The following is a 17,386-nucleotide window of genomic DNA, read 5'->3' on the forward strand; positions in this document are numbered from 1 at the left end:
GTACGCGTCGGGGGACAAGAGATGACAGCCTTTCTTATCGCCAACATGGCGCCAATCATGTTCGCGTCACTGGTGATCATGCTGCTGCTCGGCTATCCGGCGGCATTTTCGCTCGGTGCGGTCGGCCTGCTTTACGCCATCGTGGGCATCCAGCTTGGGGAGTTCCGCCCGGACTTTCTGCAAGCGCTTCCCGAGCGCGTTTACGGCGTGATGAACAACGACACGCTGCTCGCGATCCCGTTCTTTACGTTCATGGGATTGATTCTGGAGCGATCCGGCATGGCCGAGGACTTGCTCGACACCATCGGGCAGTTGTTCGGCACCATCCGCGGTGGCCTCGCCTATGCCGTCGTTTTCGTCGGCGCCCTGCTCGCGGCAACGACCGGCGTCGTTGCCGCTTCCGTGATCTCCATGGGCCTGATCTCGCTGCCGATCATGTTGCGCTATGGCTACGACCGCCGGATGGCGACCGGCATCATCGCGGCCTCGGGCACGCTGGCGCAAATCATTCCGCCCTCGCTGGTCCTGATCGTGATGGCCGACCAGCTCGGCAAGTCCGTCGGCGACATGTACGAAGGCGCCTTCATCCCAGGCATGGTGCTTGCGGGCCTTTACGCCGGATACGCCTTTCTCGTGACGATGATCTTCCCGAAGGCGGCGCCGGGACTGCCGCCGGAGGCGATCGGGTTCCGCGAGCAGGACGGCAGCCGCGGCCTGCTTTCGCTCGGCGTGCTCACGCTGGCCAGCGTGGGTTTCGGCTGGTTCATGATGCGCGGCTCATCAACCCACGGCGCCGACTACGTCGTGCTCAGTATGTTCTACGGGATCCTGTTCGCATTCTTCGTGGCTGTACTGAACTGGGTCATCGACAAGCTTACGGGATTCCGCTTCCTGTCGGCGATGGCGCAGCAAACCACGTTTGTCATGGTGCCGCCGCTGTTCCTGATCTTCCTCGTGCTCGGTACGATCTTCATCGGTATCGCGACCCCCACCGAGGGCGGCGCGATGGGCGCGGCCGGCGCGGTCATTCTCGGCGCCGCCAAGCGGCGGCTGAGCTGGGACCTGATCCGGCAGGCCACGGAGTCGACCGCGAAGCTTTCCGCCTTCGTCATCTTCATCCTGATCGGTGCGCGGGTGTTCTCGCTGACCTTCTACGGCGTGAACGGTCACGTATGGGTCGAGCATCTGCTGACATCCCTGCCCGGCGGCCAGGTCGGCTTTCTCATTTTCGTCAACGCGCTCGTGTTCATTCTCGCCTTCTTCCTCGACTTCTTCGAACTCGCCTTCATCATCATTCCGCTGCTCGGACCGGTGGCGGAAAAGCTCGGCATCGACCTGATCTGGTTTGGTGTGATCCTCGGCGTCAACATGCAGACGTCGTTCATGCATCCGCCGTTCGGGTTCGCGCTGTTCTACCTGCGCTCGGTGGCGCCAAAGGAATCCTATATCGATCGCATTACCGGAAAGCGCATGGACCCGGTGACGACCGGCCAGATCTACTGGGGAGCCGTGCCGTTCGTCATCATCCAGGTCATCATGGTCGGACTAGTCATCCTGTTCCCCTCGATGGTGATGCACTACAAGGGTGTGGCGTCCAACATCGATCCAAACACGATCAAGATCGAGGTGCCGCAGATCGAGCTGCCGCCGATCGATTTCGGATCTCCCAAACAATAGCGTCTCTTGCCACGCGACTCCCTCCCGCAACTTCGCTGCGGGGGGGGTGCCGTCAAAAAAGCCCGGTCTCGCAACGAGACCGGGCTTTTGCCGCTCTTCGAGCTCTGTATCAGCCGCGCGTGCGCGAGCGGATCATGAAGGTGTCATAGGTGTATTCGGCGACCTGCCACCACAAATACTGGTCGGAGCGATAGGCCTGCATCGCGTCAATCGTCTTCTTGAAGTCGGCGTTTTTGCCCGAGACCTCACTCCACAATTCATTGGTGGCCTTCAGGCAGGCTTCCAGCACTTCATTGGTAAAGGGACGAAGCTGCGTGCCGCCAGCGACCAGACGCTTCAGTGCGGCCGGGTTCTGCATGTCGTAGCGTGCATTCATCCAGGTGTTGGCGTGCGCGCAGGCATTGGTCAGAATCGCCTGGTAGCTCTTCGGCAGCGCATTCCACTTCTCGAGATTGGCGAAGGCGTGGACCGTCGGTCCGCCTTCCCAGAAGCCCGGATAGTAGTAGTACTTCGCGACCTTGGCGAAGCCGAGCTTTTCGTCGTCGTAGGGACCGACCCACTCGGCCGCATCGATGGTGCCTTTTTCGAGCGCCGGATAGATATCGCCGCCGGCGAGCTGCTGCGGCACCACGCCGACCTTCTGCAGCACCTGACCGGCGATGCCGCCGATGCGCATCTTGAGGCCCGACAGGTCGGCAACGGTCTTGATCTCCTTGCGGAACCAGCCGCCCATCTGGGTCCCGGTGTTGCCGCAGGGAAAGCCTATTACGCCGAACTTCTTGAAGAACTCGTTGCCGAGTTGCTCGCCGCCGCCCTGATACCACCAGGAGTTATTCTGGCGGGCGTTAAGGCCGAACGGGACCGAAGCGAAGATCGCAAACGTCGGATCCTTGCCGACGTAGTAATAGGACACCGTGTGGCACATATCGACGGTGTTGTTGGAGGTCGCATCCAGCGCCTGCAGACCGGGGACCACTTCGCCGGCCGCAAACACCTGAAGCTGGAACTTGTTGTCGGTCATTTCGGCGACGTACTTCGACACCTGTTCGGCGCCGCCATAGATGGTATCGAGCGACTTCGGGAAGCTCGACGTCAGGCGCCATTTGACCTCCGGCGACGATTGCGCGATCGCCGGCGAGGCAACGGCTGTCGCAGCAGCACCAGCCGCTGAAACCTTCAAAAAATCACGACGCTTCATTCAAGTCTCTCCTTCAGACGGGCGTTTCCCAATTCCTCGAGCACGTCCTCCGGCGGGCGAATCCATGTCATCCGGGGGGCTCTGGCGGGGCGGCTTTAACACGGAAGTCGGCTATCGAAAACGCGACAAAGGCATGACTGCGCTGATTAAACCAAAGTCTTAGAGAGCCAGGATAAAGGCCTGTCAGGCTGCGGCGATGGCAACTTGAAGCTGGTCGCGGACCTTGCTCCCGATAGCCCGGTAGATCGCGGCATGTGGTCCATCCGGGTCGCTCGCCACCACCGGGTTACCGTCGTCGGACGTGGTCCGGATCGACATATGCAACGGGATCTCGCCCAGGAACGGCACACCCAGCCGCTCCGCCTCCTGCCGCGCCCCACCGTGGCCGAAAATGTCCGACCTCGTGCCGCATTCGGGGCACTGGAAGTAGCTCATGTTCTCGACGATGCCCAGCACCGGCACATTGACCTTCTTGAACATGGCGAGCCCCCGCCGCGCGTCGATCAGCGAGAGATCCTGCGGGGTCGAGATGATCACCGCGCCCTTCAGCGGCACGTTCTGCGCCAGCGTCAGTTGCGCATCGCCGGTGCCGGGCGGCATGTCGACCACCAGGATATCGAGCGTGCCCCACGCCACGTCGCGCAGCATCTGGGTGATCGCCGACATCACCATCGGCCCGCGCCAGATCATCGCGGTGTCTTCCTCGACCAGAAAACCGATCGACATGATGGCGAGACCGAAACGCTGGATTGGAATCATCTTCCTGTTGCCGTCGAGCTGCGGCTTCTCATTGATGCCGGTCAGCCGCGGCACCGAGGGGCCGTAAATATCCGCGTCCAACAGGCCGACGCGCAGGCCAAGGTCGCGCAGGCCCAATGCGAGATTGAGCGCGGTGGTGGATTTGCCGACGCCGCCCTTGCCCGAGGCCACCGCGATGACGGCGGCGACACCGGGAATTTCCGCCTGTTTCGACATCGGCGACGCCCCGCCTTGCGGCGGGCGATGCGCGGAAACCGGCTGCACGCCGGGAGATTGCGAATGGGCATGACGATGCGGCGCGGGCGCAGGCGACGGCGATCCGGGCTTGCGCTCGGCGGTCAGCGCGATCATCGCCGCGGTGACGCCGGGGATGGCGCGCACGGCGGCCTCGGCCTCCGCGCGCACGCTTTCCCAAGCCCGGGCCTCCGCGGCATCGACGTTGATGGAGAAGAACACCTTGCCGTCGGTGACCGAGATCGCCGACAGCACGTTGGCGTTGGTCAGGGGCACGCCGCGGGGCGAAGCCACCTGCTTGAGGGAATCCAGAACCTGCTGCTGCGTCACGCCCACTCGCGCATCTCCTGAGGCCTTTTTGGTCCAGAGTGAGAACCGGGCTCTACTCTCTTCTATTGACGCGCTTCTAGACGCGCCCCGACTAACCTCCGAGCGATCCGAGGCGTCAGCGATCGTCCCGAAACGACGGCGTCAGTCCGATGCGACCCATAGAGCGGTTCCGCGCAAAAGGCTACCTCGCTCCCACATCGTCCGTGCGCATGGCCGGCGCCGAGGTTCCCTGCTCCTTGGCCGCCTCGTAGTTCAGTTCGATCATGACGCCGTTGGGATCATCGACGAAGATCTGCCAGAGATCGCCGCCCGGAACCTGGCGGGATTCATACGCCATGCCCTTTTGCTCCAGCCGCCGCTTCATGCCGTCGAAGCCGGAGCTGGCGAACGCGACGTGATGGACCACCCCGGAATCCGGCTTTTGCGCCTCGTCGGTCTTGGAGATGTCGACGAGATGCACCACCGCCTTGCCCTCGCTGTACATCCACGCCCCCGGAAAGGCGAAGTTCGGCCGGGCGCCCTTTTCCAGGCCCAGAACGTCCTCATAGAACCGGACCGTATCGGCAAGGTTGCGGGTCCGGATGTTGAAATGGTCGAGCACGCCCACACTGACGCCCATGCGATGTCACTCCCTTTTTTGTGAGGTTCTTCAGACCCTCATTCTAGCACAAATCCAGCCCCGCCCGCCAAACGAAGGCGTTGCCCTGCCCTGCGCAGCTTGTATGGTGCGGCCTTCCTCAAGAACACCCGTCCGGCCCGCCCGATGTCGCCGGCAAAACTCCAAGGTAATCGCACATGGCTAAAGTCGCTTTTCTCGGTCTCGGCGTCATGGGTTTCCCGATGGCGGGACATCTGGTGAAAAAGGGCGGCCACGAAGTCACCGTCTATAACCGGACCGGCGCCAAGGCCAAGGAATGGGCGGACAAGTTCGGCGGCAAGACCGCCGCGACGCCGAAGGCCGCCGCCGAAGGGCAGGATTTCGTGATGTGCTGCGTCGGCAACGACAACGACCTGCGCGCGGTTACGATCGGCCCCGACGGCGCCTTTGCCGGCATGAAGAAGGGCGCCACCTTCGTCGACCACACCACCGCCTCCGCCGAAGTGGCCCGCGAGCTCGACGCCGCCGCCACCAAGGCCGGCTTCAAGTTCATCGACGCGCCGGTGTCCGGCGGACAGGCCGGTGCGGAAAACGGCGTGCTGACGGTGATGTGCGGCGGCAAGGAAGACGTCTATGCCGCGGCCGAGCCGATCATCGCCGGCTCTTACGCGCGGATGTGCAAGCTGCTCGGGCCCGCAGGCAGCGGCCAGCTCACCAAGATGGTCAACCAGATCTGCATCGCGGGCCTCGTCCAGGGTCTGTCCGAGGGCCTGCATTTCGCCAAGAAGGCGGGGCTCGACATTTCGGCGGTGGTCGAGACCATCTCCAAGGGTGCGGCGCAGTCCTGGCAGATGGAGAACCGCTACAAGACGATGAACGACGGCAAGTTCGATTTCGGCTTCGCGGTTGAATGGATGCGCAAGGACCTCTCGATCTGCATCGCCGAAGCCCGCCGCAACGGCGCCAATTTGCCGGTGACCGCACTGGTCGACCAGTTCTACGCCGAAGTCGAGAAGATGGGCGGCAAGCGCTGGGACACGTCGAGCCTGATGGCCCGGCTGGAGCGGTGAGTTAAAAAAGCCGGTTAAGATCGCAGCGCCCGCCCCGCTTCTTTTCCAGTCAGAAGCGGGGTTCCGCCTGCCCGACAGGTTAATTTTAACTTCCGGTTAACGAAAATTTTTAGCTCTTTAAGTCATCGCTTAATGATTTACCGGCAGAGATAGACAATGCAAAAGCCCGTGCGGTTCGCGGGCAGGATTTGTGTTGTTCGATGAGTAACCCCGCAGAAAAGCCTGAAGTTGTCCAGCTTCCGGCAGAGGCGCCGGCCGCGCAGCCGGCCAACACCCGGCGCGTGGCGGCGCAGCGGGTACGCGAGGCGCGGGACCGGTTAACGTCTTCGAGCGGCACCCGCCCGGCTTTCGATACCGAGTTGCTCCGGCAATACGCCCAGACCCGGGTATCGGCCTCCTTCGTCGTGATGCTGCTGGTGGTTTCGACCGGCGTCCTGTTCGGCCTCTGGAAGGCCGCCGTGCCGGCCACGGTGTGGACCGTCGGCATGCTCTGCATCCATGCCGCGATCATTCGCAATTGCCTGCGCTTCCTCCGCGAGCAGCCCACGCTCGCCGCCACGCGCAAATGGCAAACCCGCTTCGTGCTGCTCGACCTGCTCTACGGCCTGAGCTGGACGGCGATCCTGCTGCATCCGGCCGGCATCGACACCGTCTCGAACACCATGATGATGTTCCTGATGCTGCTGGTGATCGCGGTGTCGAGCATGCTGGCCGCGACGCTGCCGATCGCGGCGATGGCTGCGACCGCGCCGGTGACGGCGGCAATCGCGCTCAATTTCGTCATGGGCGGCACCTTCGACAATTACGCGCTGGCGCTGCTGGCGGTCGCCGCCGAAGCCTATTTCGCCCTGCTCGCCCACCAGCTCCATTCGACCACGCTGGCGACGCTGGAAGCCCGCGCCGAAAAAGATGCGCTGATCGGCGAGCTCGAACAGGCCAAGGCGATCTCGGACGAGGCGCGGCACCGCGCCGAATCCGCCAACGTCGCCAAGTCGCGCTTCCTGGCGCAGATGAGCCATGAACTGCGAACGCCGCTGAACGCCATCCTCGGCTTTTCCGAAGTGATGAAGAGCGAGATTTTCGGCCCGCACGCCGTGCCTGTGTACAAGGAATACTCCGCCGACATCCACAATTCGGGCGTTCACCTGCTCAATCTCATCAACGAGATTCTCGATCTGTCGCGGATCGAGGCCGGCCGCTACGAACTGAACGAGGAAGCGGTGTCGCTGGTGCACGTCGTGTCCGACTGCCACCACCTGCTCAAGCTACGCGCCACCAACCGCGGCATCACCATCCACGAAGTGTTCGAGAAGGGCATGCCCCGGATCTGGGGCGACGAACGCGCCACCCGCCAGGTCGTGCTCAATCTGATATCCAACTCGATCAAGTTCACCCCGCAAGGCGGCGAGATCTGGCTCAAGGTGGGCTGGACCGCATCCGGCGGGCAGTATCTGAGCGTCAAGGACAACGGCTCGGGCATCGCCGAGGATGAAATCCCGATCGTGCTGGCCTCGTTCGGCCAGGGCTCCAACTCGATCAAATCGGCCGAACAGGGTGCCGGGCTCGGCCTGCCGATCGCCAAGAGCCTGATCGACATGCATGGCGGCACCTTCACGCTGAAATCGAAGCTGCGTATCGGCACCGAGGTGATCGTCACCTTCCCGCCGGAACGCGTGATGAGCGCGCTGGCCCCGCTGGCCGAGAACGCCCCGCCTTTGCAGCCGGAGCAGACCGCTTCCGCGGCCGCCGACGAGAAGCGCCGGGCGCGTAACAAGCCGATCATGAGTGCAGGAACCGGGTTGTGACCGAAGCGCTTGCACCAACGATGAAAACCGTTTCACTATCGATCGATGAGCAAAGAAACGCCGTGTATCGCAGTCTGTATGATGGACCCCAGGACCAAACTCTGCTTCGGCTGCGGACGGACGCTGCCGGAGATCGCGCGCTGGCATCGCATGGAAACGACGGAGCGGCTGGCCGTCATGGAAGGGCTTGCCGCGCGCATGGTGGAAGCCGGCCTCGCACCGATGCCGCCGCGCGCCGAACGCGGTTGATGTCCGAACGCGACTGCGGAGGTGCGCTGTGATCCGCCTCCTGCTCGTGGTAGCCATGCTCGCCGCCACCGCCGGCGCCGTCGTCGCCTATGGCGATCCCGACCAGATCGCACGCGCCGGCAACTCGGTCACTAAAATGCTGCGGCAACACAGCCCCGCGCCGCCGCCTGCCGTGCAGATCGCGCGCGGCAAGGCCGGCGAGTTCGCGCTGCATGCCAAGATCAACGGCGTCAAGGCGCCGATGGTGATCGATACCGGCGCGACCTCGGTGGTCCTGACCTGGGAGACGGCGAAGGCGATCGGCCTGCCGATCGAGATGCTCGAATACAATGTCGACGTCGAAACCGCCGGCGGCCATACCAAGGCGGCGCGGCTGACGCTCGACCGCCTCGCGGTCGGCGGCCTGGTCGAGAAGTCGGTCCCGGCGCTGGTGGTGCCGCGCGGCCAGATGAAGACCAACCTGCTCGGCATGAGCTTTCTGGACCGGCTGGAAAGCTGGGGCGTGCGGGCCGACAAGGTGATGCTGCACGGCTATCCCGAGGTCGCCACCAACAACAGGCGCTCCCGCTCGGCAGCCAACTAGCCCGGATCAGTCGGTCCGAACACAAAACATCGAAAACAACCCCATGCAAAGTAGGATGGGCCACGGCCCGCGGCCCTCTCGCCGCGGGCTTCCGGGCCCGGGGATGATCCTCACGCCGCGACCAGCGCCCTGCGATCCTCGACCTGCGCGATGGCGTCGCGCAGCACGTCGATGCCGGCGCCCGGCCTGACGCCGTTCTCCGCCAGATGGCGGCGGAAGGCGCGGGCGCCGGGCACACCGTGGAACGCGCCGACAAAATGCCGCGTCATCGAATGCAGTTTTGTCCCCCGCGCCAATTGCTCCTCGATATAGGGCACCATCGCCGCGAACACGTCCTTCATCGTGTTGTGGGGCGCCGCCTCGCCGAACAGTTCCGGATCGACGTCGAGCAGTCGCCACGGCTCCTGATAGGCCACCCGCCCCAGCATCACGCCGTCGACATGGTCCAGATGCCGCTTCGCCTCCGCAACGCCGGCGATGCCGCCATTGATGATAACGGGGACGTCCGGCAGCGCGGCCTTGAGCCGGTAGACCCTGTCGTAATCGAGCGGCGGGATGTCGCGGTTTTCCTTCGGCGACAAACCATTCAGCCACGCCTTGCGCGCGTGCACGATCAGCGCGTCCGCACCGGCTGCGATCACGCTGCGCGCCAGCACGTCGAGAGCGACTTCCGGATCCTGGTCGTCGATCCCGATCCGGCATTTGACCGTGACCGGAATCGTCACCGCACGCTTCATCGCGGCCACGCCCTCCGCCACCAGCGCCGGCTCCGCCATCAGGCAGGCGCCGAAGCGGCCGTCCTTTACGCGATCGGACGGACAGCCGACATTGAGATTGATTTCGTCATAGCCAAAATCCTCGCCGATCGTCGCAGCGGCCGCGAGATCGCCCGGGTCCGAGCCGCCGAGCTGCAGCGCCACCGGATGCTCGCTTGCATCGAAGCCAAGCAGCCGTCTGCGGTCGCCATGAATAACAGCGCCGGTCGTCAGCATCTCCGTGTAAAGCCGCGCGCGCCTGGACATCAGACGGTGGAACACCCGGCAATGCCGGTCGGTCCAATCCATCATAGGCGCCACAGAAAATAGATAGTCCTGATATTTCAACTAGTTGTCCTATATTTTTAACGGACTAGAACGCGAACACGGTGCACACGTGTGCACTCAAACTGGTCCAAATTGCACACGTTTGTAACTCATTTGATCTCCCGATGCACACGTAGCGCACACGAATTAGAAACGGAGTGCACACGCCATGCCGACCTTCACGAGGCTATAGTCTGGTAGGTGGCGCGTTCAGGTCAGGAGGAAAAGTGAGTACGTCGCGAACACCTTCGTCCGACGACGTGACGCTGAGGAATGGGCACTCGCTGTCGAGCGCTCAATCGATCAGGGTATCCCGATCCGGCGCTCCAAATCTCAGGAACAGCCGCGCATTGTCTCCGACTTAATCGCTCTACATCTCGACGATCTTGCTCAAGTTGGCAAGCCGGTTCGGCGCTCAAAATCGATGGTCCTTAGATCGCTCAAGACTTCTCTCGGGCGCGTGAATCTCAAAGATATCACTCGCGAGAAACTGATCGAGTTTGGAAGGAAGCGAGTTGCACAAGGCGCGGGACCAGCAACTCTCGCGATTGATTTCTCTTTCATACCAACCATCCTGACGCACGCTGCGGCGGTCCACGGCATCGACGTTTCTATCGAGAGCGTTCAGTTGGCCCGAGCTGCGCTTAGACACCTCGACCTCGTGGGAAAATCTAACGAGCGCGATCGCCGTCCCACTCAGGACGAACTGAATCGGTTAATCGAATATGCCTAATGTAATCCCTTACAATTTATACCGCTCGGCAGAATTATTCGCTTCGCAATGCGCCAGGCTGAGATCTGCCGGATAGAATGGTCTGATGTTGATCTGAAGAAGCGGATGGTCACTATCCGCGATAGCAAAGACCCGCAAAGAAATGACGGAAAGATCGTCGCCATTCTCAATTCCACGGGCTACGACGTAAAGATTGGCGGATTCTACGGCGCTATGCGAATCTCAAACCCGACGATTTGCACAAAATGCAAACTGCTGCACAGCCTTCGATGGAGCAATTCTTGGCAACGTTGGTTGCGAGCTAAGCCACTTCGAGCTGCTGCCGGTTGATGGACACCAAGGAGGCGTGAACGCGTGGGTGGCAGTCAACGCGATGCACGCGAGCACCATAGAAACCGCGAAGCCATCGACCACCAACTGAGGCTGCGCCGTGCTGCCTCGTGCTGGTGATTTCGGCCGATATAGGCAACGTGTCCCACGGCATACTGGCACCTCTCTCAGAGATTGTGAAGTGGATCATGCACATCCGGCCTCGCCCTTTCGTAACCTCCCTGCGCGCCCTCCACCGCGAGGGCGATGGCGATCAAGGAGAATTTTGTCATGACCAAGTCCTCATTTCCCGTTGCAATCGGCCTTTCTGCCGCACTGCTGTGGTCCTCGGCAGCTCAAGCCGCCAACGAAAAACACTATGGGGTTGTTTGCTTGCGGAACGACACCAAGGCCAACATCACCTATTCGCGCAAGGTCGGCGACGGCGGCTGGGAAACCCGCTTCCTGGCGCCGGGCGACCGATGGAAGATCTCGCACCGCTATGACAGATCGAACGAAAACAGGTCGCCGACGGTCCGCGTCAGATACGATGCCGACGCCAGTGGCCGCAGGTTCTCGCAAAGCAGGGAACTCGATCGGCTGGCTGCCGTCGGCGATACCTGCCAAGAAGCTAGGATCTATGCCTTCCAATACGAGCCGCGCAACCGGAGCTTCATTACGCTTGAACGCGTGCAATAGCTGACGCCGAGCCGCGATCCAGGCGCGCTGCGTCGCTAAGGCGGATTTTTGCCGAAGCAACCTACGGCGTTGGCGCGCTTGGTATTCCAGCGAGATTTCCGCAGGAGTTCCGGCAACATTCTTTTAATGAGTGTGCTAAAGTTCACAACATTTTTGATTGCTTACAAGATCTGTTGGCGGGGCAAGAGAAGAGCCCGCCCTGCGCTCTGGCAGCCGATCCGTTGGAACATTTTTCGGAAACCTTGCTTGTAAGAGACCTAACGCGCCTTACGCCGCCACTTTGATGCCAGCAGGTTGAAGAGCCCCCAAATTGTCCCGACGTGGCAATCATATTCGCGGGCCAATTCGGGAATGGTGCCCTTGGCGTACAGCTCCGCAACCTTGCGCTTCTGGCCTTCATCAAGCCGCTCCCTGCGGCCGAATTTCTAGCCGAGCTTGCGCGCGCGCTCAATTCCGGCATCGGTTCGCCCCCGGATCAGCGCTGCGGCCGTCGAGAACCAGGTTGGGCTTGTCCGGGAGCGCTTCTTCACGCCACGGCTGCGGTTCAAAAGCCTCGACGAACTGAACGCATGGCTGTTGGACAAGTGCATCGCCTACGCCAAGCTGCCGCTCACCAAGGACCTTGAGGACTTCCAGTTCGAGGGAACACCCATCAACCAGACGCTGGTTAATGACCTCGCCGGCGGCTTCATACCCCAGCAACGCAACGCCGTGCTGGTCGGCGGCACCGTTACCGGCAAGACCCGCTATTGCCATCGCCAGAAAAATGCCGACGACCGGAATGATCGACCTTGACGACAGGATCGTCTTAAAATCGAAGACCCTGAAGCAATAAATCGACAAGGCCGTGCTGCCCGGTTTTCGCGCAAGCGGCGCCGGTTTCCGATGGTGATCAAGGCAGGCAATTCGTCGTATTGCCCACACCTAGGGCGTATCGTAGCTGCGGCAACGACACCCTGCTGGCCGTCATCAAGCCTGATCTCGATTCAATCAGAACCGATCGGGCTTTCGATGCCGTTGCGTGCGCGGCGAAACCAGGCCCACGTCTGCCGCGTCACTGCGATATAGCCCGGGCCCCGGTATACGATCTGATCGGCGACGATCCGGTTCAGCTTCGGCAGCGCATGAAACGGAATAGAAGGATAGGCATGGTGCTCGACATGATAGGGCATGTTCCAAGCAAACCAGCGCACGAACATGGCGGTATAGGTGGTGCGGGTATTTTGGAAGGCGCTGCGCGTGCGGTCGCAGCCGGTGTGTTCTGCAAGCAGATACGGACGCAGAAACAATTGACCGACGATCACGGGGACGACCCAGACCCACAACAGGATCCAACTATTCAGCGCGACCGATGCCAGCAGCAGCGCAACGTAGCCGGCCAGATAGAGACGCGCTTCCCTCACGACAACGTGGCGCTTGTTTTCCGGAATCCAAGGCGACGTGGCGTTGCCGGTCAACGCATGGCGAAGCATCAGCCACGCCCGGAATGCAACCTGCCGCAAGCCGCTGTAGACGATCACCAGTTGTGCGTCCGAGGTCGGGATCGGAACCGACAGCAGCTCCGGATCCCTCTTTGGATCCTGCGTATAGCGATGATGATCCCAGTGGAACAGGCAGTAGTATTCGTAAGGTAAGCCGACTGCGAACGAGGAGAGATGACCGAAGGCGAGATTGAGTGCGCGGCTGCGAAACGCCGTCTTGTGGGCAGTCTCGTGTACCACCATGAACAGGAACGCGACAAAGTAGCCTTGGACGACGACCAGCGGCAACGCCCAGACGATTCCGTATCGCGACGAGATCAACCAGATCAGCGTGCCGACAACGACGATGACGCCGTAGTGGCTGGCCGCACGGACCAGACCTTGCCAATCGGACCGCACGGACAACTCCCGTAGCATAGCCGGAGTCAGCGGCTTTTGTCCGGTGGCAGTGATCGCGTTGCTCATGATCGTAGTCGCCTCTTTTCGGGATGATCGTGCAGGTGCGGATTCTGAAATTCGTCAAGCACATGCCGACCCTAGGGAGCGACGCCGCAATTCAGAAGCAATCAATTTCGCAAACGTTGGCCGGGATTGCGGACCTCGCGTCACTGCATTGGCCACCACAAGATGTTTATTAATCTCCCGCTGCACACGTCGTGTACACGCCGACTTCTAACCAATTGAAAAACTTGAACTCTCGCTCCAATCCATCATGGTGCGACGGAAAAGCGATAGTCTTGCGATTCCAATGATTTACCTTACACCCTCGATGGGAGAAAGAAGAACGTGTGCACTCCAAACAGAACGAATTTGCACACGTTTGGAACTCTCGGTGCACGCGAAAGTGGGCGTGCGCACGGGCTATCTGATCGACCTGCACGACGAAGACATGCGCGAGGCCGGCTTCGCGCAGCCAGAGGGGGCGACAGCTGAGGCATAGCGGAATCGCGGGAAGAACGCTGTCACCGAAGCGTGAAGCCGATCATTGATCGAATTTTGATGTCTGGCCATGCGAGTATGGCTAGGATGATGCAACTTCGCCAAATAATGGGCGGTGGATCGACGACTTTGCTCCCGGGTTGACGGTGGTGGTCGCAATGCAAACTATCATTCTGGATGATCACGGCCGCGCATGGGACGCGCGATCACCAGCTTTAAGAAATTTTCTGCACTGCTCACTTCCTGACTTCGATTTTCTGACTTACGTCGTCGAAAATCTGGGATTTGTGGCTGTCACGAAAATCGCTCCCAATGCGGCGCGCATCCGGTTTCGAGCCGAAACAGCGTCTCAGACGAGCATTGCCGCAGCTCTGTACTGCATCGCGGATATGGGGATCGAGCGCGCCGTCATTTCCCAACCGGACCGGTTCGCCGAAAAGCTTTTTCCTAGCCTCGCACAGACGATCGCTTACCTTGCCGAACAGGTTGCTGCGAACCATCAGAAACCGTCTCGCGCGTTCACGGGCAGAGAGCTGCCGCTCGAAATGCTTGCCAGCGCGGGCAAAGCACTTGAATCACTTTTCGCCCATTGGATTGATTCCAAGCAGGTTTACGATTCAACGAAGCTGGCCGACATGTTGCCCGATTCGCTTCGTGGGCGATTCATGCTCGTCGAGCCTGTAGATGGCCGCCTGACCATTACCGACGTCGGACCTGGCTTTGAGATTTTTGGCGAGACCTGGCGGAACAATGCGCGAGGCATGCCTATGGAAGAACAACCGGATTACAATTACGGCCAGTGGGTGCAAGGCATTTACCGCCGCGTCCAGGAGACGCTGGTGCCGCGCCTGGACGAGGTGAACGCCACGATCAGACGGCCAGACAGGAACGACAGCATTCAGTGCCATTATCAGCGTCTCATCTTGCCGTTCACCTGCAAGGCAAACGGGGAAACATGCCTGCTCGGCGCGTCGGTCGTTGACGTCTGGAAGCAACAACCCGCCGCCCTAGATCGCCGGGCTATCGAAGAATGTCCGGCGTAGATCAATCCGCCCTTCCCTGATGCGGTAGACATCTGCAAAACGCATGGTGAGATTGCACCCGTTCTTGGCAACGCCGGAAAAGCTGCCCCAGCACGCGATGTTTGCGCCGTCGCTCAGCACCTTCTCGACACGATGCTGGCCGAGCGAAATAATCCGTTTCGTCAGGTAGAAGTCCAGGATCGCCGGCTTTCCGACGAACGGTTCATAACCCGGTCGTTCGTAGATCGCCTCGTCGTGGAGAAATCCGGAAAGCCCTGCCCAGTCCTTGCCGTCGATGCAACCGAACAGCCTTTTGACAAGCCCTTCTGAATCCTCGGGACGAAAGGTTTGACCATTTAACATCGCCACGCCTTGCAACATCAGGGATTTGCGTCCTCCGCAATGCGGGGCCCAATGACAGGGACATTCAACCGGTCCATGACTGCTGCGATATCAGCGAGGAGTTCGTCAGACTGCATCCAGCCCAGCCCGCAACGCATCTCACCAAGCGGCGACGCTACAAGTTCGATGCAGCTATGCTCGATCTTCGTGTATCCGGCACGCTCTGCCAGACCGCCGGCGATGACGGCATTGGCCATCATGCCAATCGTGAAATCGCTATTCCAGCGTGTGAAGGCATATGCCCGCGAAATGCGAGACTGGATGGATGCAAGGTCCTTGCCTCTGAAATCGCGACGATACCAGACGGCACCGGAAAAGACGACACGCCCGCTGATTTTCTCGGCAATCGGCGTGGTGATCTCGCAGTGATCTCCTCGCGCGAATGCAGCATCGGGATCAGCAAAGAACATTCGCAGGGAAGCTGCTTCGTCCTTCAGAGACGTTGTCGGCCAATCATAGATGCGCGCCGCCTGGGTTGTGACGACCTCCCCATGCTTGTTCCGCCCGATCAGGACAAACGCTGTCTCCGGCGTAACGCCGCCCAGAGCCTCGTCAAAAACCGGCACAAGCGGTCGCCAGCTATCAGAGTTGCCTCTGTTGGCCTCAGCGAGATCCTGAAGGCTACCAAAAGACAGCGTTACACCACGATCCCTTGCGGCGGTATCGGCCCACAGAAAAAACCGCCCGAGCAGGCCTACCGGCCCGTACTTGATCTTGAGTTGAGTGGGTAGGCGCCCCGATTTCGGAAGAGGCTCTTTCATGGATTATTTTCTGCCATTCTCACATCGTGTGGTTGAGGCATGATAATCCGTGCATTTGTAACCCGCATGACATAATTCTAGTTGGTAGCTACACCCATTAGTTGATATACCATTTTCCAACCTTCCAGTTGATTGTGCCTGGCAAGAATTCAACCGCGGTTGCGTGATGCCTTCTGACTTTTCCGAAAAGAAATCGAACTCACGCACGCCGAAAGGCTGGCGCCAAGAGCAGGGTGCCCTCGAAGAAGCCGACTCATGTCGACGGATCAGCGCGTCAAGACTCTACGGCATTGCCGGAGAACTCGCCGTCCCGATCACATGGTTCTTTGACGAGTTGGAAGGCAAGAAACGCGCGCCCATCGGGTCGAAGCAAACCTCCGAACCGGATGATTGGAGTGAACTCGTTATGAAGCGTGAGTCGCGTCAGCTCCTCGAACTCTACTTCGGCATTGCTGATGAGCGTCTGCGCCGAAAATTGATGGAAGTCGCGCAGCTTCTGAAGACAGCCGACCCGGAATAGTCACCTTCGTCCAGATGATCTCTCGCCAGATCATCTCGGCATGACCCACCCCCGGCTGTATGAAACACCCGATCTTGGTGTCCATCAAACCGGCAGCAGCTCAGCCTCTCGGTGTTCACCCTCCGAAAGGATCGTCCCCAGCGACAAAACAACAGAAACAGATGGCCGCCGCCGATTGCGCAAACTTGCGATGTTCTCCTGTCGGCGGACGGCGCACCACATCGGTCAATCGAAGTGAACCGGCTCCGGTCCCGGATAGGCCAGCGCCACGAACTCGCAGAAGGCACGGGCCGCGGGGGACAAGTTGGCCTTGTTTTTCCAGGCGAGGCCGACGTCCATGGTGTGAACGGTGTCGTCCAGCGTCTTCAGATCGATGCGATGCCCTTCGAGCGACCACGGCCGATACACCATGTCGGACAAGATGGTGATGCCCATGCCGGTCGCCACCATGCTGCGGACGGCCTCCACCGAGATGGTGCGGAAGATGACGTTGGGGACGTGCGGCGTGCTCTGCCAGTAGCGCATCGCCGAGCGTTCCGCCTCGTCGACGGTCAGCATCAGAAACGGCTCGCTTGCAAGATCGGCCAGCCGCACGGTGTCCTTGCGCAACAGCGGATGGTTGGCGCAGGCCCACAGCCGGCGCGGTGAGCGCAACAGCAGGCGCGAGCGGATCGAACGGCGGTCGTGCAGGTTGGAGACCAGCATCACCGCGGCATCGACGCTGCCGCTCATCAGGCTGTATTCGATGGCATCGCGCGCGTATTCGTGCAGGCGCACGGTGATGCCCGGAAATGCCCGCCAGAATCGCGACAGCAGCGGCGGCAGAAAATAGCCCGCGACAGTGTAACTCACCGCGATGTCGACGGTGCCGTCGACCTGGGTTCCCCAAGCGATGCGGCCCCTGCATCGCATCGGACACGCTGGCCTCGATGACG

The 17,386-nt window shown here is 60.9% G+C and carries 16 protein-coding genes and 1 pseudogene; 9 read left to right on the forward strand and 8 right to left on the reverse strand.

The features are described from left to right. Positions 1 to 21: 21 nt before the first annotated feature. Positions 22 to 1,677, forward strand: a complete 1,656-nt coding sequence (locus QUH67_RS22100; RefSeq protein ID WP_300941200.1) for a TRAP transporter large permease — start codon at positions 22 to 24, stop codon at positions 1,675 to 1,677. 109 nt (positions 1,678 to 1,786) lie between these two features. On the opposite strand, the gene QUH67_RS22105 is transcribed toward QUH67_RS22100, so the two are convergent. The 3 genes from QUH67_RS22105 to QUH67_RS22115 all read right to left on the reverse strand — a co-directional run bounded on the left by QUH67_RS22105 (position 1,787) and on the right by QUH67_RS22115 (position 4,817). Then, positions 1,787 to 2,875, reverse strand: a complete 1,089-nt coding sequence (locus tag QUH67_RS22105; protein WP_300941202.1) for a TRAP transporter substrate-binding protein — start codon at positions 2,873 to 2,875, stop codon at positions 1,787 to 1,789. A 183-nt stretch (positions 2,876 to 3,058) separates the two neighbouring features. Continuing rightward, complete coding sequence (locus QUH67_RS22110) at positions 3,059 to 4,204, reverse strand: Mrp/NBP35 family ATP-binding protein (protein WP_300941205.1); 1,146 nt, start codon at positions 4,202 to 4,204, stop codon at positions 3,059 to 3,061. A 175-nt stretch (positions 4,205 to 4,379) separates the two neighbouring features. After that, a complete protein-coding gene (locus tag QUH67_RS22115) occupies positions 4,380 to 4,817 on the reverse strand; it encodes a VOC family protein (RefSeq protein ID WP_300941208.1) in 438 nt (145 codons plus the stop codon). A 176-nt stretch (positions 4,818 to 4,993) separates the two neighbouring features. On the opposite strand from QUH67_RS22115, the gene QUH67_RS22120 reads away from it, so the two are divergent. The 4 genes from QUH67_RS22120 (at position 4,994) to QUH67_RS22135 (ending at position 8,503) form a co-directional block, all read left to right on the forward strand. Continuing rightward, positions 4,994 to 5,866, forward strand: a complete 873-nt coding sequence (locus QUH67_RS22120; RefSeq protein ID WP_300941209.1) for an NAD(P)-dependent oxidoreductase — start codon at positions 4,994 to 4,996, stop codon at positions 5,864 to 5,866. Between the two features lie 200 nt (positions 5,867 to 6,066). Further along, the gene (locus QUH67_RS22125; protein ID WP_300941212.1) at positions 6,067 to 7,671 is read left to right on the forward strand and encodes a sensor histidine kinase; all 1,605 of its coding nucleotides are present in this window, start codon (positions 6,067 to 6,069) and stop codon (positions 7,669 to 7,671) included. Positions 7,672 to 7,716: 45 nt separating this feature from the next. Next, positions 7,717 to 7,920, forward strand: coding sequence for a DUF1289 domain-containing protein (locus QUH67_RS22130; RefSeq protein WP_300941214.1), 204 nt, complete (start codon positions 7,717 to 7,719; stop codon positions 7,918 to 7,920). A 28-nt stretch (positions 7,921 to 7,948) separates the two neighbouring features. Beyond that, positions 7,949 to 8,503 carry a TIGR02281 family clan AA aspartic protease gene (locus QUH67_RS22135; RefSeq protein WP_300941217.1) on the forward strand — a complete coding sequence of 185 codons (555 nt, stop codon included), beginning with the start codon at positions 7,949 to 7,951 and terminating at the stop codon, positions 8,501 to 8,503. 110 nt (positions 8,504 to 8,613) lie between these two features. On the opposite strand, the gene dusA is transcribed toward QUH67_RS22135, so the two are convergent. Further along, positions 8,614 to 9,606 carry a tRNA dihydrouridine(20/20a) synthase DusA gene (gene dusA, locus QUH67_RS22140; RefSeq protein ID WP_300941219.1) on the reverse strand — a complete coding sequence of 331 codons (993 nt, stop codon included), beginning with the start codon at positions 9,604 to 9,606 and terminating at the stop codon, positions 8,614 to 8,616. Positions 9,607 to 10,894: 1,288 nt separating this feature from the next. On the opposite strand from dusA, the gene QUH67_RS22145 reads away from it, so the two are divergent. Beyond that, positions 10,895 to 11,326, forward strand: a complete 432-nt coding sequence (locus tag QUH67_RS22145) for a hypothetical protein (RefSeq protein WP_300941221.1) — start codon at positions 10,895 to 10,897, stop codon at positions 11,324 to 11,326. A gap of 489 nt (positions 11,327 to 11,815) precedes the next feature. Then, a pseudogene (locus tag QUH67_RS35000) lies at positions 11,816 to 12,121 on the forward strand (ATP-binding protein); the annotation flags it as partial. Positions 12,122 to 12,312: 191 nt separating this feature from the next. On the opposite strand, the gene QUH67_RS22155 reads toward QUH67_RS35000, so the two are convergent. Further along, positions 12,313 to 13,272 (reverse strand): fatty acid desaturase, encoded by a 960-nt coding sequence (locus QUH67_RS22155; RefSeq protein WP_300941223.1) that lies wholly within the window; start codon positions 13,270 to 13,272, stop codon positions 12,313 to 12,315. Between the two features lie 632 nt (positions 13,273 to 13,904). On the opposite strand from QUH67_RS22155, the gene QUH67_RS22160 reads away from it, so the two are divergent. Further along, positions 13,905 to 14,789, forward strand: a complete 885-nt coding sequence (locus QUH67_RS22160) for a hypothetical protein (RefSeq protein WP_300941224.1) — start codon at positions 13,905 to 13,907, stop codon at positions 14,787 to 14,789. Here QUH67_RS22160 and QUH67_RS22165 read toward each other — a convergent pair. Both QUH67_RS22165 and QUH67_RS22170 read right to left on the reverse strand, forming a co-directional pair. Then, positions 14,754 to 15,149 (reverse strand): nuclear transport factor 2 family protein, encoded by a 396-nt coding sequence (locus tag QUH67_RS22165; protein WP_300941226.1) that lies wholly within the window; start codon positions 15,147 to 15,149, stop codon positions 14,754 to 14,756. The genes QUH67_RS22160 and QUH67_RS22165 overlap by 36 nt on opposite strands. Beyond that, entirely contained in the window at positions 15,149 to 15,931 is a 783-nt protein-coding gene (locus QUH67_RS22170) for a hypothetical protein (RefSeq protein WP_300941227.1), read from the reverse strand. Before QUH67_RS22170 ends, QUH67_RS22165 begins: the two co-directional genes overlap by 1 nt. A gap of 166 nt (positions 15,932 to 16,097) precedes the next feature. Here QUH67_RS22170 and QUH67_RS22175 point away from each other — a divergent pair, with 166 nt between their 5' ends. Beyond that, on the forward strand, positions 16,098 to 16,451 hold the full coding sequence (locus QUH67_RS22175) for an XRE family transcriptional regulator (RefSeq protein WP_300941228.1): 354 nt from the start codon (positions 16,098 to 16,100) through the stop codon (positions 16,449 to 16,451). A gap of 225 nt (positions 16,452 to 16,676) precedes the next feature. Here the strand turns inward: QUH67_RS22175 and QUH67_RS22180 are convergent, their stop codons facing one another. Next, complete coding sequence (locus tag QUH67_RS22180; protein ID WP_300941230.1) at positions 16,677 to 17,303, reverse strand: LysR substrate-binding domain-containing protein; 627 nt, start codon at positions 17,301 to 17,303, stop codon at positions 16,677 to 16,679. Between the last annotated feature and the right edge of the window lie 83 nt (positions 17,304 to 17,386).

Origin of the sequence: Bradyrhizobium roseum (genome assembly GCF_030413175.1) — a bacterium.
Taxonomy (GTDB): domain Bacteria; phylum Pseudomonadota; class Alphaproteobacteria; order Rhizobiales; family Xanthobacteraceae; genus Bradyrhizobium; species Bradyrhizobium roseum.

Coding starts and splice junctions, on each gene's coding strand:
- QUH67_RS22100 (WP_300941200.1), top strand. CDS start 22: ATGACAGCCTTTCTTATCGCCAACATGGCGCCAATCATGTTCGCGTCA.
- QUH67_RS22105 (WP_300941202.1), bottom strand. CDS start 2,875: ATGAAGCGTCGTGATTTTTTGAAGGTTTCAGCGGCTGGTGCTGCTGCG.
- QUH67_RS22115 (WP_300941208.1), bottom strand. CDS start 4,817: ATGGGCGTCAGTGTGGGCGTGCTCGACCATTTCAACATCCGGACCCGC.
- QUH67_RS22120 (WP_300941209.1), top strand. CDS start 4,994: ATGGCTAAAGTCGCTTTTCTCGGTCTCGGCGTCATGGGTTTCCCGATG.
- QUH67_RS22125 (WP_300941212.1), top strand. CDS start 6,067: ATGAGTAACCCCGCAGAAAAGCCTGAAGTTGTCCAGCTTCCGGCAGAG.
- QUH67_RS22130 (WP_300941214.1), top strand. CDS start 7,717: ATGAGCAAAGAAACGCCGTGTATCGCAGTCTGTATGATGGACCCCAGG.
- QUH67_RS22145 (WP_300941221.1), top strand. CDS start 10,895: ATGGCGATCAAGGAGAATTTTGTCATGACCAAGTCCTCATTTCCCGTT.
- QUH67_RS22155 (WP_300941223.1), bottom strand. CDS start 13,272: ATGAGCAACGCGATCACTGCCACCGGACAAAAGCCGCTGACTCCGGCT.
- QUH67_RS22160 (WP_300941224.1), top strand. CDS start 13,905: ATGCAAACTATCATTCTGGATGATCACGGCCGCGCATGGGACGCGCGA.
- QUH67_RS22165 (WP_300941226.1), bottom strand. CDS start 15,149: ATGTTGCAAGGCGTGGCGATGTTAAATGGTCAAACCTTTCGTCCCGAG.
- QUH67_RS22170 (WP_300941227.1), bottom strand. CDS start 15,931: ATGAAAGAGCCTCTTCCGAAATCGGGGCGCCTACCCACTCAACTCAAG.
- QUH67_RS22175 (WP_300941228.1), top strand. CDS start 16,098: ATGCCTTCTGACTTTTCCGAAAAGAAATCGAACTCACGCACGCCGAAA.